Source organism: Candidatus Cryosericum septentrionale, assembly GCF_003570995.1.
GTDB classification, from domain to species: Bacteria; Caldisericota; Caldisericia; order Cryosericales; family Cryosericaceae; genus Cryosericum; species Cryosericum septentrionale.
Genome location: NZ_QXIY01000015.1, coordinates 40,743 through 57,909, shown reverse-complemented (window position 1 = coordinate 57,909; position 17,167 = coordinate 40,743). Strand labels below are relative to the sequence as shown.

13 protein-coding genes and 1 pseudogene are annotated in these 17,167 nt (G+C 54.3%); 8 read left to right on the top strand and 6 right to left on the bottom strand.

What is annotated here, in order from left to right:
* Positions 1-642, top strand: a complete 642-nt coding sequence (locus SMC1_RS03675) for a CYTH domain-containing protein (RefSeq protein ID WP_119085447.1) — start codon at positions 1-3, stop codon at positions 640-642.
* 62 nt (positions 643-704) lie between these two features.
* Here SMC1_RS03675 and SMC1_RS03670 read toward each other — a convergent pair whose 3' ends face one another.
* From SMC1_RS03670 to SMC1_RS03645, 6 genes are all read right to left on the bottom strand, one after another.
* Positions 705-2,282: a hypothetical protein gene (locus SMC1_RS03670; protein ID WP_119085446.1), complete on the bottom strand. Its 1,578-nt coding sequence runs from the start codon at positions 2,280-2,282 to the stop codon at positions 705-707.
* A 23-nt stretch (positions 2,283-2,305) separates the two neighbouring features.
* Complete coding sequence (locus SMC1_RS03665; RefSeq protein ID WP_126855160.1) at positions 2,306-3,391, bottom strand: alanine racemase; 1,086 nt, start codon at positions 3,389-3,391, stop codon at positions 2,306-2,308.
* Positions 3,392-3,405: 14 nt separating this feature from the next.
* Entirely contained in the window at positions 3,406-4,593 is a 1,188-nt protein-coding gene (locus tag SMC1_RS03660; protein ID WP_165849185.1) for an alanine racemase, read from the bottom strand.
* A 182-nt stretch (positions 4,594-4,775) separates the two neighbouring features.
* Positions 4,776-5,825 (bottom strand): ATP-grasp domain-containing protein, encoded by a 1,050-nt coding sequence (locus SMC1_RS03655; protein WP_119085443.1) that lies wholly within the window; start codon positions 5,823-5,825, stop codon positions 4,776-4,778.
* A 379-nt stretch (positions 5,826-6,204) separates the two neighbouring features.
* Positions 6,205-7,233, bottom strand: a complete 1,029-nt coding sequence (gene surE, locus SMC1_RS03650; protein ID WP_119085442.1) for a 5'/3'-nucleotidase SurE — start codon at positions 7,231-7,233, stop codon at positions 6,205-6,207.
* A 9-nt stretch (positions 7,234-7,242) separates the two neighbouring features.
* Positions 7,243-8,610 (bottom strand): MBL fold metallo-hydrolase, encoded by a 1,368-nt coding sequence (locus SMC1_RS03645; protein WP_165849184.1) that lies wholly within the window; start codon positions 8,608-8,610, stop codon positions 7,243-7,245.
* 414 nt (positions 8,611-9,024) lie between these two features.
* Between SMC1_RS03645 and SMC1_RS10330 the strand changes: the two genes are divergently transcribed.
* The 7 genes and pseudogenes from SMC1_RS10330 to SMC1_RS03605 all read left to right on the top strand — a co-directional run bounded on the left by SMC1_RS10330 (position 9,025) and on the right by SMC1_RS03605 (position 17,122).
* Positions 9,025-9,288, top strand: coding sequence for a hypothetical protein (locus SMC1_RS10330; RefSeq protein ID WP_126855159.1), 264 nt, complete (start codon positions 9,025-9,027; stop codon positions 9,286-9,288).
* A 741-nt stretch (positions 9,289-10,029) separates the two neighbouring features.
* On the top strand, positions 10,030-11,340 hold the full coding sequence (locus SMC1_RS03630) for an extracellular solute-binding protein (protein ID WP_207799293.1): 1,311 nt from the start codon (positions 10,030-10,032) through the stop codon (positions 11,338-11,340).
* 85 nt (positions 11,341-11,425) lie between these two features.
* A complete protein-coding gene (locus SMC1_RS03625; RefSeq protein ID WP_119085438.1) occupies positions 11,426-12,361 on the top strand; it encodes a carbohydrate ABC transporter permease in 936 nt (311 codons plus the stop codon).
* Between the two features lie 18 nt (positions 12,362-12,379).
* Entirely contained in the window at positions 12,380-13,237 is an 858-nt protein-coding gene (locus SMC1_RS03620) for a carbohydrate ABC transporter permease (RefSeq protein WP_119085437.1), read from the top strand.
* A gap of 94 nt (positions 13,238-13,331) precedes the next feature.
* Entirely contained in the window at positions 13,332-15,704 is a 2,373-nt protein-coding gene (locus SMC1_RS03615) for a glycoside hydrolase family 3 N-terminal domain-containing protein (protein WP_207799292.1), read from the top strand.
* Between the two features lie 100 nt (positions 15,705-15,804).
* A pseudogene (locus tag SMC1_RS11225) lies at positions 15,805-15,969 on the top strand (family 43 glycosylhydrolase); the annotation flags it as partial.
* A gap of 55 nt (positions 15,970-16,024) precedes the next feature.
* Positions 16,025-17,122 carry an ABC transporter ATP-binding protein gene (locus SMC1_RS03605; RefSeq protein WP_119085435.1) on the top strand — a complete coding sequence of 366 codons (1,098 nt, stop codon included), beginning with the start codon at positions 16,025-16,027 and terminating at the stop codon, positions 17,120-17,122.
* The last annotated feature ends 45 nt before the right edge of the window (positions 17,123-17,167 follow it).

The window sequence follows — 17,167 nt, the reverse complement described above, 5'->3', positions numbered from 1 at the left end:
GTGAGCATAGAGCGCGAAGTCAAGTATCAGGTCCTGGACCAGGCGTTGTTTCGCCGCCTGAACGCCATGGACCACATTGGAAACTTCGCGCTCGAGCACGCCGGAACCGTCGACATCCTGACCATCTACCTCGACACTCCCGAACTGGCCCTGTTCTACAGCCACCACGCCCTGCGCCTGCGCATCATGCAGGGCAGGGTTTTTCTCTCTCTCAAGGGTCCGTCCGCCGCACCGGATGGGCTGGTGCAGGAACGTCCCGAGGACGAGGTCGACGCCCCGGGGTTTTCGGAGAAATCGCTGCCAAGCGCAGAGGACATCCTGCGCCTGATGCCCTCGTCAGTGGAACTGCTGAAGGACGTGACCCTGTCTGCTTCCCTGCGATCGATGGATAAGCGCTCCCTGCACTACGTCCTCCATGGGGGCGAGCGCGCTTACGAGATCGCGTGTGACACAGTCGTCTTCAGCTCCCCCCGCAAGCCCGGTCACAAGGCAGACGCAACCGAACTGGAGATCGAACAGAAAGCCGGTTCGGTCGAGGGTCTTCAGGACCTGATGCGCGCGTTCGAGACGTTCTTCGCCGTCGTCCCCCGCCGCGCCTCATCCAAGTACCAGGACGGGCTCAAGGCACTCGAACTCATCTGACGGACATTCTGTCATCAATTGTGAATCCCATTGTGCCTGACACCAAAGGAATTCACAATTGATCAGCGAAAGACGCGAGTGAGCATACGACGCAGATCGTCGAGGTCGAGGGGCTGTCCCAAAACGCCGTCGATGGACGATGCCTTGTCGGCAGGATAGCCGATACCCTGTGGACAGATGACAATGACTGGCAGACCCAGACGCCCGCGGCCTTCCACCGCCGCATCCAGGTCGGAGCTGTCGCCGATGACGGCCAGTACTACGCTTGGAGCGAAGCGCGCCACGTCCTGCGCAGCGTCTTCCCAGGTCAACGCCGCTTGCGCTGTACATCCTGTCGCGCCGAGCAGCATGACCATCGGTGACGGCTTGCCGACGACCAGCACCCGCGTCCCCCTGAGGTCCATCCCCTGAGCCGGCGTCGTGGCGCCAGAGCCGGACGAAGCCTGTTGTGCTACCTCTCTTGCCACCGTCAGAACTATGCTGATGACTCCGGGGGCGGACGTGACGTCAAGCGACGCTCCACTCCTGGTTGCCACCGCCTGCGCCGCCGACGCCAGCAGTTCTGCCTCCGTGCCATCCTCACTACTGATCGCCTGGGTAACACCGTGGAGCTCCAGTCGAATCTCTGCACGTTCGCTCGTCGGATCACCGGCAATGGTCAACTGGGCGCCCGTGACCGGCCTGAGCCGAAGGACACCGGATTTGATGAGCAGAACCAGGTCGTTCTGCAGATCGTTCTCGGTCATCCGCACGGGAACGGCATGTCCGGGCAATTCCTTTGTGACTGTGACTCCCTTGAGATACAGCGTCCCTGCCAAGTCGAGCGCATCCGAGGCCGCCTTGACCGCGTCGCACGTCGCCCCACCTTTTGCGGTGTCGCGCGCGAAGTTCAGGAGCTTGCGTGCCAGAACTGAGGCCCGCGTGGCGGACTCCTCGATAGCAGCCATCGACACCGCGACGGGACTATCTTCGGGTACGTCCATCTTGGCCAGCGCCGCGTTGCCAAGCACCCCCTGCATCATGTTGTTAAAGTCGTGGGTCACCTGCACGGACAGCTCCGCCACACTGCGATAACGGGCCAACGTCAGCAGGTTCCCCTGCACTTCGTCGACCATTGCTCTGAGGATAACCACACTCATGACGGAGGCCACGCAGCGCAGACAAACCGCAGACGGCTTGCCGACACCCATACCGTCGCGTGCAAACTCGGCGACCACCAGTCCAATGGTCTGCCCCCGGTCGCGGAGCGCTGCCACGCCGACCGCGGAAACATCGCCCTCATCCGCCGTCGCCCAGCGGACCACGCCATCCGTCAGCACGGCTCCCAGCATCGAGGCCTCCACAACCGGCACTCTGACGCGCGCAAGCGTCTCACCGGGATTATGTCCTGTCGCAACAAGGTCCAGCAGGTCCTCGGCCACTACCTTGCGGTAGACGGAGAGGAGCATCTTGCCGGTCACGTCGCCGAGAGCCGCCTGGGCTTCCAGCACGGCCTGCTCAGTCGAGACTGCGTCCACCACGCGCACCATGCTCCGAAGGCACGAACACGGGCAGCTCCCAGGAACACAGGAAGCATCCGGCTCCTGCCGTGCCTGGTCGGCCGGCAGCTCCACCATCGTTTTCCAGCTCCATTCCTTCATCCCGTCCCCCTCTCGACTGTGTCTCATGCACCGGTGTAGACGGTATGCACATATGGACTTGCCGCAGCGCGTGCCAGTGCAGCATAGGAGAGCTGGAACTCCAGGACATCGCCGGTGGCGACGTCACTCTCCCCGTCTGTGATGTCGACAATCAGGTGATCGCTGGACCCTCCCAGCACCACTGCACCGTCCATGACCGGCGTCAGTCCATCGATATCAGTGTCCATCCTGCCCAGCGCAACCACCGCTCGGCGTCGCAGCCCTTTCGAACTGACGCGCAACCGTGGGCTGGGGCCTGCGATATCCGACCGGACCAGTCCCTCGGGTTCAGCCTGCTTGTCCTGCAGCTCGATGACTTCCGCCCGCAAAATGGCGGTGTCCTGACGCAGCCACGGGATAAACCTGCCGTCGGCCGTGCTCGTCCCCAGCACCAGAGCCTCACCGATGCGGACCTGGGTGATGCCGGCGGGCATGGCACCGTGTTCGACGAGCGCCAGCGTCAGCGAACCCCCTGTCGAGACAGTCTCGCACGCCAGTCCCAGCTGGTCACGCAGCGCCTGCGCAGAGCGCACCAGCAGTTGATGATTGCGCGGCGTCGCCTGAACGCGGGCAAAGCACCCCACGTTGGTAGCCACGCCAGCCACATGAAGGCCCGGCAACATCATCGCATACCGCGCAAAGGCAACCAGCTGGTCGGGGGACATCCCTTCGCGCCGGTCACCGACGTCGATCATGGGAACAACGTTGATGGTGCGGTGAGCAGCCCGAGCGGCGTCCGAAACGCATACCAGGATATGCCGCTCGCTGACGAGAATGCAGTCACAGGCTTTGACTGCCGCTTCCACCTGGCCAATCATCGGAGACCGGATCAGCATGCACCGTGAGGCATCGGGGTTGTCTGCCTTGAGCCGTGTAAGGTTCTCCACACGCGAATCTGCCACATGCACCAGTCCGCCTCGGGCGCAAGCGCGGACCACCTCGGGAGTCGAGCGCAAACTCTTGAGCACCGGGACGACCTCGATGCCGGCAGCGTCGCAGCATTCTTTCAGCCTCCTCGCATTGTCTGCGAGAGCGTCCAACGAAATTGCCAGCTCTGGAAGTATCTTCATGGGAATCCCTTTCTTCACCCACCGCCAGCGGGAGCAGCAGTCCCCCCGGCGGCGCCATCTGTGCCGATCTGATGTGCCTGTGTCAATCGACCCTCCCAGGTCAGTGTCTCAACAACCGCGTTCTGGGTCCGCCGATACTCCCGTGCCACGTACGGTGACAGCATAGAGTGCAGCAGTGCCACGTACTTCATCCTGAAACGCACGACATCGCCTTCGCAGAAGTCGTGCTCAGCCTCTGTCACGTCGAGGACCATATGATCGCTGGAGCTGCCGGCTATCGTGACACCGTCGTCCAGTGGTATCAAAGCGTCCGCATCCGTGTCGGCGTATCCCAGCGCCACCACGGCGCGCCTGCGGACACCGCGGTCCACGACATGGGGCTGCCGGCCTTCCGCGTCCAAGCCCACCGGCCCGTCGGGCGCGCTGGGCTTCTCCCGGACCTCGATGACCTCGGCCTCCAGTACGAACGCGTCCTGGCGCAGCCAGGGAATGACACGCGAGTCGGTCGTGCTGACACCCAGCAGCAACGCCTCGCCGGCTCGCAGCTCGGTCACCGACGGTGACAGCCGGCCGTGCTCGATCAGGTCGAGGGCTACTGTTCCGCCAGTCGAGACAATCTTCAGGGGCAGCCCCGTCTCGCGACGGACACGCGCGGCTGAAGCACCGAACAGCTCCTGATTCTCGGCGGTGGGCAAAAGTCCGGTGATGCATCCCACGTTCGCCGCCAGACCCACGACCTCGACACCCGCAATCCTCGATGTAGCAAGGACGAAGGAGGTCAGCTCCGACGTCGGAACGCCGTCGCGACGGTCTCCCATTTCGACCACCACCAGGACATCACAGGTCGTTCCCTTGGCCAGAGCAGCCTCACCCAGCGCCTCCATAGCACTCAGCTCCGACATGAACGCACGGTCGGTGATATGGGGAACCAGATGGATCTGTGAGCGCGGAGGCTGCCTGAGGAGCGTCAATTCCAGGACGCCGAACTCCCCTTGACGCAGACTGGGAAAGTCGCGGATGCGCGAGTCGCCGATGCCGTGAATGCCGCCGCGCATAAACGCCTGAACGATCTCGACGTCGGACGTCACACCTTTGGTGACAGCCACGACACCCAGTCCGTGCTCCTGACAGAGTGAGCGGACCTTGGCGGCATTGTCGGTCAGACAATCGAGGTCGACGACGACGCGCGGAAAACTACTCACTGCATGCACACTCCTGCCGGCAGCGCTTGATTGGACTGGCAGCTCTGCGACGTATTCAGTGTAGCTCTCCCCTCAACTATGGAAAGACCAGGCCGCCGGCTTGCCCAAGTCGTACCACCTGAACGGAGATGGACGTCGACCGGAGCCGGCGTCCATCAATGTTGGGCTGAAATTGCAGAAGGTCACACGGTCGCGCGCTGAGCCTCCGTGACCATCCTGGTCTCAGGCCGCTCCGCGTCGATGCGTTCGACGGCAGCCTGAATGATGCGGCCGATAAGGTCCTCATAGGATAGTCCCATCAGTTCGGCCATGACGGGGATATCGCTCTTGCTCTTGGTCAGACCGGCCAGCGGGTTGATCTCCATGAACGATGGCTCGCCGTTTGCGTCGAATCGCATGTCGATACGGGCGCAGTCGCGACAATGCAGTGCCTTGAAGACACCCACGGCCAGGTTGCGCACCTTCTGGTATTCGTCGCCACTGAGATCGGCGGGGCACTCGGGAACGACGTACTTCTCCCAGTGGTGCTTGATCTCCGGCGTGTAGAAGAAATCCTTCTCGGTCCCGCTCAGCAGCTTGAACGACATCACACCCAGAACCTCAGGCTCCCGGTTGCCGATGACACCCACGGTAACTTCGCGGCCAGGCAGAAACTCCTCGATGAGGATACTCGAGCCGGGATATGCTGCCAGCACCACACTCACCTGGTTGCGGAGCTCATCGTCGCACGTGACCCGGGAGTTGTCGTTGATGCCCATGCTGGAGCCCTCACGGGATGGCTTGACGAACAGCGGGTACTTAAGCGCACCCGTCCGGATGATGGCCTCTACTTGAACAGGATTGTCCACAGACCAGAAGGCCGGCGTGTTGATACCGTTCTGCATCAGGACCTGTTTGGTCATCGTCTTGTCGAGCGCAAGGGACAAAGCCAGAGTGTCGGAGAAAGTGTACGGGATCCCCATCATGTCGAGGATGGCCGGCATCTGCGACTCACGCGCGCAGCCGTACAGTCCCTCGGCAATGTTGAAGACCAGGTCGACCGGCTGACGTTTCAGGTGCGCGATGGCGTCCAGTCCAAATCCAAGCCGCACAGGTTCGTGCCCGGCTGCGATAATGCCTTTCTCGATATTCCGAACCGTCTCCAGGGAATCAAACTCGTCCGCCCTGTCGGATGGGATTCCTTCTGCGGCTGCGACTTCAGTAGACAGATTGTAGGTAATACCTATGCGCATGATGCGTTCTCCTGGTTGTTGGATGGGTGGTGATGAGTAAGGTTTTGCTCATGACTATCCAGACCGACCATCGCCGAGGAGCGTAGAGAACGGCTGGAGCCGCCGCTCATCAGCGGGGAGAATCAATGCTGAAAGGCTGTTACCAACAGAAAGGGAACGTGTGTACAGCCCCCGCCTATGCCGCTTGCGGCTTGGGGGTGGTTCGTCGACAGACTCGTGGTCTTCGTACGAAAGAACCATTCTTGTATCTGTGTTCACGCAGTTGTCTCCCATGAAGCAAATTGACTTCGCACAAACTATAGTGAGGTCGATTTTCTTGTCAATAGCATCGACCCCACTTGTCACCCGCATTATGTGAGCATCTGAAAGAGGCTCTGTGTCAACGTTTCAGCTTCTTCTTGACCCCCGTAGCGCTCACAGCCTTCACTTCAGAACCGGACCCCTTGTGGTGCGAAACGGCCCTAGAAGCAGTGGCAGGAGCTTTTGAAACATTGTTCGGGACGGCGGTTGCTGCAGGAGACTTCACATTTCGTCTCGCGCCGACAGCCGGGGTCGCCGGCCTGCCGAAGGTCCCGTGCGCACCAGTGACCACGGCCAGCCGCTTTTCCACCAGACCCTTGCGGGCCTCAAGCGGCTTCAGCAGCTCATCACACGTCAGGTCGAGATTGATCGGCGTTACGGAAACATAGTCGCTGATCAGTGCATAGCCGTCGCTGCCGGGCTTGGCATCATGGGGACCCGAGTTGCCGGCAATCCAGTAGTAGGCACGACCGCGCGGGCTGAACTGCTTCTCCACGAAGTTCTCGTAGGCCCTGAACCCTTGTTTGGTGATCATGACCCCCTTGACGTCACTCAAGGGGACGTTGGGAACGTTGACGTTGAGGATGGCGGGTGCTTTGACCAGATTGGCATAGAACGCCGGTTCGGCCAGGACCTCCATGAGCACCGCCGCGGCCGTCTCAAAATGGTGGGGCTGCACGCCATGCACCATGTCCAGGCTGACCGCGATGGACGGATGCCCCTGGCGGAGTCCTTCGAGGGCGGCACTGACCGTCCCACTGTAGAGAACGTCCACCCCGACGTTCGGTCCATGATTGCACCCGCTGACCACGATATCCGGTGGATTGTCCTTCATCAGGTCGAGCAGAGCCACCAGGACACAGTCGGTAGGAGTCCCGCGAAGAGCAAAACCCTTCAGACCGCACGGCATGGTCACCTCGCGGATCGGCAGGATGTCACCCAGCGTAAGAGAATGGCTGGAGCCGCTCTGGTTGCCCTCCGGGGCGACGACCGTTACGTCGTACGTTGCTGCCAGTGCCGCTCCAACGGCGTTGATGCCGTTGGCAAAGATACCATCGTCGTTGGTGAGCAGGATCCGTATGCGTCGAACCTTCCTGGTTGCGCTCATGTCAGCTCCTTAGAACTCGTACGTCATGCCTTTCCTCAATGCGATCGTGTCCTTGATGTACCCGTTCAGTGCCTCGGGCGCCTTGGAATGCATAGGCACCAGAACACTGGGGTCTGCCCGCATGACCAGATCCCTGATATCGAGTTCACTCGCATGCCCGGGGGTAGCGATGCGGTAGAAGTCCATCCTGAAGTCCTTGACCCACTTCATAAGAACAGTATAGTTCGGATCGTATTGCCCGAGGGGTTCGCCGCCGGACTGGATGAAAACGGTATGCGGGGCGGGGTTGATCTCCACCAGCTCGCCAAGGTCGGAAAAATCGAGCTGCAGCATATACTTGGTGGGTTCTGCTGCGATGTCAGTCGCGCGCAGCGCGGTCACCAGGTACTCTTGCTCGAACAGCCGATAGTCGGGCGCCAGGTACTTGCCCGAACCACGCCTGGCAAGGTACACTTCGGCGTTCTTGATGAGCCGCTCGAGCTCGCTGTCGAAACGAGCGAACTTTCGGGCCATCAGCATATGCTGCGGCTGCAGGACCATTGTCCGTCCCGTCTTCTCTGCGACGCGCAGGAACACCTTGAGACGATCCGTGTCGAGGATGTAATAGTTGGTCAGCACGAGGCCGGCAGCCGTGCCAACCGCCCTCGTGGCAAGCTCCTGGATCTCATTCTCGGTCAACTGGTCGATACTGCCGAACCCGAGTCTGGTCCCCTCGGTGAGAAGAACCGTCTTGGCATGCTGCTTCTCCTGACGCATCAGCTCGAAGAAGGTGCGCACCCGCTCCGGATGCTTACCATGCAGACGATAGTCACTTGTATAGATGATCGACGTGGCCCCGCACCGCACTATGAACCCGAGAATGCCCAGGATGTCGTGGTCGCTGCGGACCGGCAGGACTTCGCAGTTCCCAATGTGCATGACCTTGTCGTGCTCGAACACGGTCACAGGACGCTGATCCATGCGGAGATCGAACTCACCCGTTTCGTCAAAGAACCGCAGAACCTCGAGCGTCTCGGCGCTCATGTACAACGGAACATTGACGTCCACCAGCGGCAGGAACCCGAAATGGTCGATGTGCCCGTGGCTCAGCAGGATGCCGTCCACCTTGCCACTGTCGAGGGTGGCGCCGAATTCCTGCTGAAGGAACTGCGACTGGGTCGGCGGATATAGACCCGCCATCGGCGGCAGATTGCCAAACCGGAGATAGTCTCGGATCTGCAGGTACGCCGCCGGTCTCAGGCGATCGCTGAAGTGGTCCGCACCGCCAAAGAAGTCCTTGCCGAAGTCGAGAAACAGGTTCGTGCCGTTGTACTGCAGGAGGGTCTTGCTCCCGCCTATCTCGTTTACCGCGCCATAGAAGGTCAATTTGACTGACATACTTCCTCCATGCAATCCAGGTACGAGCACGACCATCGTGCCCTGTGCAAAGCTATGTATTATACCTTTAAGTGATGGTAACAATATTCGTAGTAATAGGGGGAGTTCAGAGTGGGAGTTGATACTTGGTAATAAATGGTGTGGATAACCCCCCCTCTTCGACACCAGCCAGAGCCTCCGATAGAGTAACAACAAGAAGGAATGGGTTCTGGTATGAGCGAGCAAGAATTTCTTTATCAGATGAGATTAAAGATATTTCAAGAAGCGGATAAGAAAGAGATCCCAATTGTTCTTCTCTGTAAAAAACATCACGTGAGTAGAAAATGGTTCTACAAGCGGAAAAAGAGAAGAGAAAGATGAGGAGACGAAGGTTTAAGGTCCCAGATAAGAGCAGTTCCCAAGATACCCAATAGAGTGCCAAAAGAAATAGAAGAGCAGATTCTAAACTTCATAAAAGAGTATCCTCCCTATGGACCAGAATGGACAGAGGCAGAACTAGGATCTGTTGGTATCTTTGTTGGTCATAGCCGTATCTACAATATCCTTAAGAAAAGAGGCTTAACTACAGCGAAAGCTCGCATGGAATGGGTAAGGAAAGTATCTGGAGAGATCATCACCCAAGATGAAATAGCCAGAGATAAGGAGAAAACAAAGAATAATCACATAGAAGCAAATTAGGACAGGACACTTTCTATATCGGTTGCTTAAAAGGAAGAGGAAGAATCTATCATCAAGTTGCCTGTGATTGCTTCTCCTCTGTTGGAGCAGCTAACGTTTATGATAACAAACCTACCAAGGTTTCTCCAGACGTTGTAGAGAATCGTCTTGCCAAGAAGGTTGCTCCAGGAAAGATAGAGAGAATCCTTACCGATTGTGGAACAGAGGATACCCCCTGGCATGAGGAAGCAATACCAAATCACGAAGTTGAGAAGACATGCAACAGACTTGGGATAAAGCACGCCACGACTAAGGTAAAGCATCCCTGGACCAATGGTTACGGAGAGAGGCTCAATAAAACCCTCTTAGATGAATTCTACTTTGTTGCCTTCTGAAAGAAGTGATATGAGCGTATTGAGGAGTTGCAAATTGATTTGGATAACCTTATGGATTATTGCAACTACCGAAGGATGCATCACGGATACAAATTGAAGCAGAGTGGCTTTAGAATACCAGCAAAGGCACATCTTCAGAAGAATTTGACGTCAAATAAGAAAAGTGTTATACCAAAAGTACGAGAATCAATCAGAGGCGAAAAGGAGGGGGAAGAGAATTTGACTTTTGCCCATGATTCTGTTGAGACAGAGAACAACAAGAAGGAGGTTCTGGAGTGCCAACTTGTAATCACATCTTGAAGCCAGGACATTTTATAGAAGAAGGTATTTTAGTTAAAAGTATTTTAGTTAAAAGGAGATGAGAGAATTGAGAGAATTTAGAAAAATAATGGTTTTTACTGTACTCGTAACTTTTATGGTTTCAATGTTATTTATTGGAACTTCTTGCAAGCAAAAAGCAGTGGCACCCCAAACAACGGCAGCTAAGCCGGTTACTATTACCTGGTGGCACATCCAGACTGCAGACGCTGAAAAGGCACTGTGGCAAAGTCTTGCCGATGAATATATGGCCGCTCATCCGAATGTTACCATTGAGATTACAGTCCTCGCAAACGAGAACTTCAAGACCAAGCTGACCACTGTTATGCAATCTAATACCCCCCCCGACATTTTCCAGAGCTGGGGCGGCGGCGAGATGAACGAATACGCCAAGGCCGGTCTGCTCAAGGATATCACTGCCAACCTGGACAGTGGTGGCTGGCGTGATACATTTTCACCCGGTGCCCTGGGTGCGTATAGCTTCGAGGGGCGAAACTACGGCGTGCCGCGTGACATGGGCATGGTTGGCTTCTGGTACAACAAAGAGCTGTTTACTAAGGCCGGTATCGATAATCCGCCCACGACCTGGACCGAACTTCTTAAAGATGTAAAAATGCTGAAGAATGCTGGCATCACGCCCATCGCTGTGGGCGAGGGAGATAAATGGCCCGGTGCCTTCTGGTGGGAATACCTCGCCACCCGCATTGGCGGCCAGGCTGCCTTTGACGCAGCTTACTCCCGCAAGGGTGCCTTCACTGATGCCCCGTTTGTGGAAGCTGGCAATAAAATCAAAGAACTTGTCGCACTTAAGCCTTTTCAGAACGGCTTCCTGGGCGCGACCCAGAACGATGACGCCGCCTCGATGGGCAATGGTAAGTCTGCGATGGATTTAATGGGGCAGTGGGCTCCCGGTACCTATAACGACAGTAGTGCCGATAAAAAGGGACTTGGTGACAAGCTGGGCTGGTTCCCCTTCCCGACTGTTGAGGGAGGTGCTGGTAATCCTACCGACGCACTTGGTGGTGGAAACGGTTTCATTGTTGGTAAAAATGCCCCTCCAGAGGCCGTAGATTTCCTCAAATATATCAGCAGTGTGGATTCGCAAATCGCTCAGGCTAAAATAAACCTGAGTGTACCTGTTGTTAAAGGTGCTGAAGGCGGTCTGACCGATCCCTTGCTTAAGATCGTTCAGCAAGGTACAGCCGCCGCGAAATACTTCCAGCTTTACTACGACCAGGCAATGCCTCCAGCGGTTGGTTCTGTTGTGAACGATAGCGTGCAAGGACTTTTCGCTGGTACGTTGACGCCTGAAAAGGCTGCTCAACAGATTGAAAATTCCGCCGCTAAAGAAATAAAGTAAGTCACGTTTAAGTAAGAATGTGTGGGGATTGGGTTTTATAATACTCGATCCCCGCACTCTTTGTCAGTCAGAAAGGAGATTTTTTATGAAGACGACTTCAGTTAGCGAAGATGTTGTGGCATTGTCACGAAAGGCCGGCTCTGCTCGCCGCCTTCAAGACAAGCTGACCATTGTGTTGTTCTTGTTGCCAGCTATTGTACTTTTCTCTATCTTCCTAGTCTATCCAATCTTTCAATCCGTTTACTATAGTCTTTTTAGCTGGAAGGGTTTTGGTCCCGCGGTTGATTTTATTGGGCTGGACAACTTCAAACACATCCTGACCGACCGGATCTTTCTAAAGTCAGTGGGGAATGGGCTGTTAATCGTCGTATTATCTTTAACTATTCAACTGCCATTGTCTCTGGTATTGGCTCTCATGGTGCGGCGCAATCTGCGTGGGCGCGCCTTTTTCCGCATGATCTTTTTCATCCCTTACGTTCTTTCGGAGGTCATTACGGGCATTATATGGTTGATTCTCTACAACCCCGATCCAGCCTACGGTTTTATCAATGCTCTTTTGACCCGCATCCCGGGCTTCGAACCTCAAGCTTGGTTGGGAGATACCAGGACGGTTATGCTGGCCCTCTTTGTTGTGGTGACTTGGAAATATTTTGGATTTCACATGTTGTTGTATCTGGCAGGGCTGCAAAGCATACCGCCGGAAATCGAAGAAGCTGCTCTTATTGACGGCGTAAATGAACGCCAAATGATAACCTATATAACCATACCGTTGATCCGAAGCACCATCCGCACATCCGTCTATTTGTCTGTTTTGGGGTCGCTGCAGGTATTTGCCCTGGTCTGGATCATGACCAAGGGCGGACCGGTCAATGCCAGCGAGGTTATGTCAACGTATATGTATCGTTTTACCTTTGAGCGTTTCGAGTTTGGATATGGGTCGGCGGTGGCCATCGTGATGTTACTCATTTCCCTGATCTTTTCGCTGGTTTACCAGCGTCTTGTACGGCAAAAGATTACTTAAATTAGAAAGGATTAGTTTATGTCAGATAATTATTCATACCGACGCAGAACTCTTAAAAAAAATCTCCCAAGGTTTTTTCAGTATCTTATCCTTATTTTTGCCGCACTGTTTATAATTGTGCCTATTGTGATGATTATTTTCGGAGCACTCAAGACGCGCGGTGAGTTTATAACCCATCCTTACACTATTCCCATTCCCCCGAACTGGGAAAACTTCGCCAAAGTTTTAAGCATGCCAATTTTTTGGTCCATGCTGCGCAATAGTTTACTAGTAATGCTGGCGGCAACGGCTGGCGTGGTAATAATTTCCAGCATGGCTGCCTTTGTGTTTTCCCGCATGAAATTCCGTGGCCAGAGTATAGTCCTTAATTTTCTTACCCTGGGCCTCATGTTCCCCATTACTATTGCAATTTTGCCGGTATATCTTGTGGTGCGCCAAATAGGATTGACTAACAATCTTTTGGGAGTAGTCCTGGTTCAAATGGCATTTCAGCTTTCCATCTGTATCATAATTCTACGCACCTCTTTCGAGTCCGTACCTTATGAGTTACAAGAAGCTGCTTACATAGACGGTTGTAGTACCTTTGGCTTTTTCTGGCGCATCCTGCTCCCACTATCGCGTCCAGCTCTGGCGGCGATTGCATCTTTAACTATGGTTACCAGTTGGAACGATTTGCTCGTACCTCTAGTGTTGATAGATAAGAACTCGCTTTGGACTCTACCCCTCGGCACGATGCAGTTCCAGGGTGAATATGGAGTGAATTTGGCGTTGGTAGCGGCTTTCGTAACCTTGTCCGCGGTGCCAGCGGTCATCTTCTATCTCTTAGCGGAGCGGCAGCTTGTTTCCGGCCTTACTGCAGGCGCCCTCAAAGGTTAGGTATCTTGCGTAAAACACCGGATTTTTAACAAACCGTGGGCTCTGCCTGAGAAAGTCATATGGGATAATTTTATATATGTAAGGAGCTATTAGAATGGCAAAACAACGCGATATACAAAAGGAATCTTATCTAGATGCAAATCAACCGGTTAAAAAAAGAGTGAAGAATCTTTTGTCCCTTATGACCCTGGATGAGAAAATTGCTCAACTCAGCGGTATTTGGGTATATGAAATATTGGAGGGAAAACAGTTTTCAGATAACAAGGCCGATAGCCTAATGGGTCACGGTATTGGGCAAATAACCCGTCTTGGCGGAGCAAGTAATTTTGATCCAACGGTTTCTGCCAGAATGGCAAATCAAATACAGAGGTATCTGGTTGCAAATACCCGTCTTGGTGTTCCGGCTATCATCCATGAAGAAGCCTGTAGCGGGTATATGGCCAAAGGGGCCACCTGTTTCCCCCAGACCATAGGAGTAGCCAGCACCTGGGACTCTAAATTGGCAGAGGAAATGGGTGCGGTTATAAAAGAGCAAATGAGATCGGTGGGTGCCCATCAAGCTCTTGCTCCTGTATTAGATGTTTCCAGGGATGCAAGGTGGGGAAGGGTGGAAGAAACTTTTGGAGAAGACCCCTACCTTGTTTCGAAGATGGGGACATCCTATATAAAGGGAATTCAGGATAGTGACTGGAAGCAGGGGGTCATGGCAACTGGAAAACACTTTGTCGGGTATGGTATATCAGAAGGAGGAATGAACTGGGCACCGGCAGATATTTCCCAAAGAGAAATGCGCGAGGTATTCTTGATGCCTTTCGAAGCGGCTGTGAAAGAAGCCGGGATTGCCTCCATCATGGCAGGATACCATGAACTGGATGGCATTCCCTGTCATAGTTCAAAAGAGCTTTTAACGGATATCCTGAGAAATCAATGGGGCTTCGACGGGCTGCTGGTATCCGATTATTTCGGCATCAATATGCTCTATGACTATCACCATGTCGCAAAAGACAAGGATCATGCGGCCAAGCTGGCCCTTGAGTCCGGCATCGATGTGGAACTCCCGAGCACCGACTGCTACGGAAAATCATTGAAGGCTGTGGTGGAAAAGGGTTTGGTGAAGGAGTCGGTGATTGACACAGCGGTTATGAGGATACTCAAAATCAAATTTTTACTGGGGCTTTTTGAAAACCCCTATGTGGATGAAGAAAAAGCCGCTAAGGTATTTGATACACCAAAGCAGAGGGCACTTGCACACGAAATAGCACAAAAGTCCATTGTGCTTCTAAAAAACCAAGGAGATTTACTTCCCATCAGGAAAGATATTGCATCAATTGCTGTAATCGGGCCAAATGCGGATACTGTGAGAAATATCATCGGGGATTATGCATACCCCTGCCATGTGGAAGCACTCATTGAGATGAGCAAGAATACAGAAGTATTCAATACCCCTGTGCCTGAAAAATTGGAATTGATTGACAGCTTTGTGCCAATCTCCAGCATATTGAAGGGAATAAAGGATAGAGTCTCCAGAGATACTACGGTTCACTATGCAAAGGGCTGTGATGTGCGAAATGATTCCAGAGATGGTTTTACTGAAGCCATTGAAGCTGCGAAAAAATCGGAAGTGGCAGTTGTGGTTGTGGGTGACAAGTCCGGACTTGTTGAAGATTGTACAAGTGGAGAGTCTAGAGACAGGGCCTGTCTTAACCTACCAGGGATACAAGAGGAACTTGTAAGAGCTGTTTATGAAACTGGCACCCCAGTGATCGTTGTGCTTATCAACGGCAGGCCTTTATCCATCAAATGGATTGCTGAAAATATACCGGCGGTACTGGAAGCATGGCTGCCCGGTGAAGAAGGAGCCTGTGCGGTAGCCGACATCCTTTTCGGAGATTATAATCCCGGAGGCAAACTGCCCATATCCTTTCCAAGGTCTGTGGGTCAGGTACCGGTCTATTATAATCACAAACCCTCCGGCGGCCGTTCCCATTGGAAAGGTGATTATGTCGAGATGAGTAGCAAACCGCTGTTTCCATTTGGTTATGGTCTCAGTTATACCAGTTTTGAATATAACAATATGGTTATTATTCCAAAAAGTACGTCCTGGGACGGTCAAGTTGAAATAAGCGTTGATGTAAAGAATACCGGATCCCATACGGGAGATGAGATTGTGCAGCTGTATGTCAATGATATGCAGTCTGAGATAACAAGACCTGTAAAAGAATTGAAGGGTTTTAAGAGGGTCACTTTGAAGCCGGGTGAGAAGAAGACGATTACGTTTATTCTGTCGATAGCTCAGTTGGGCTTCTACAACAAAGACATGAAGTATGTTGTAGAACCTGGAACCATAAAAGTTATGGCAGGGAGTTCTTCGGAGGACATCCAGTCAACGGGGGAATTTGAAATAACCGGCGAAGCAACAGAAATAAGCAATGTAAAGAGATTTTTTACATCAATAAGAGTTAAATGACAAGTGGAACGTCATAGCAGGCAGCTAATAGTATATAGGAAGAGAATACAGCATGAATTTCGGAAAAGATACTGGACAGCGATTGAGGCCCCTTATATACCCTTATATAATTTATCGAAACGGGTATTACTATCTATTTGTTCCATTTGACTTCTGTTGCAGGGGAATACACAGCACTTATAAAATAATGGTTGGACGTTCCTGGAATATAACAGGTCAATATGTGGATAAAAACGGGATTGACATGATAGAGGGCGGCGGAAGCTCGTGCAGGAATGCGGTTCCTTGGCATCTGGACAAATCTGTAAGCGGAGGAAGAAATGGCAAAAGTCGTTCTGCAGAACGTGACGAAGCGCTTCGGCAAGGTCATCGCGGTCAACAGCATGTCCCTGCAAGCGGAGGATAAGGAATTTCTCGTCCTGCTGGGACCGTCCGGCTGTGGCAAGACGACGACGTTGCGCATGATTGCCGGCCTCGAACTGCCTGACGAGGGAAACGTGATCATCGGCGACAACGTCGTGAACGACGTCCCCCCGGCCGCGCGTGACATCGCCATGGTGTTTCAGAACTACGCCCTGTACCCTCACATGACCGTGCGCGACAACATCTCGTTTGGCCTCAAGCTGCACCACATCCCGGCAAAGGAAGTCAACGACCGTGTTGCAGACGTTGCACAGATGCTGGAGCTGCAGGACTACCTCAAGCGCGTCCCCAAGGAGTTATCCGGCGGACAGCGCCAGCGCGTTGCTCTCGCCCGTGCCATCGTGCGCAAGCCCAAGGTCTTCCTGATGGACGAGCCGCTGTCCAACCTGGACGCAAAGTTGCGCGTGCAGACCCGCGAGGAACTGATCAAGCTGCACCAGACGCTGGGCGTCACAACCATCTATGTGACCCATGACCAAGTCGAGGCCATGACTCTTGGTTCGCGCGTCGCCGTCATGGAAAACGGGTTCCTGCGCCAGATCGGCAAGCCACGCCAGGTGTACGACAATCCGACCAACAAGTTCGTCGCCGGGTTCGTCGGCACTCCTTCCTCCAACTTCGTCCCCGTGAACCTGGTCCTGGCCCCGACGCCCGCCCTGGACGTCGAAGGGCAGCGCATACACTTGTCCGCCGGCCAACAGCAGGCCGCCAAGTCCGTATCCGCCGGCAGCTACACGTGGGGCGTCCGGCCCGAGGACCTGCTGGTCGACGGCCAATCCAACATGCCCGAAGTCGCCGCCACGTTCAATGCGAAGATCTCGTTCGTCGAGATCATGGGCAGCGAGACCTTCATCCACACGAGCCTGGCCGGTGCCACAGTCGTCATGCGCGCAAGCAGCGCTTTCGAGTACGGCCGGGGTGACACGGTCAAACTGGTCGTGAACGTCGCCCGCACGCACCTCTTCCATACAGACTCCGGAGAAGCGGTCTTCTAACTGTAACTTTCTCGGGACGGTTCCGTTCCTGCGAGAGTGTTACAC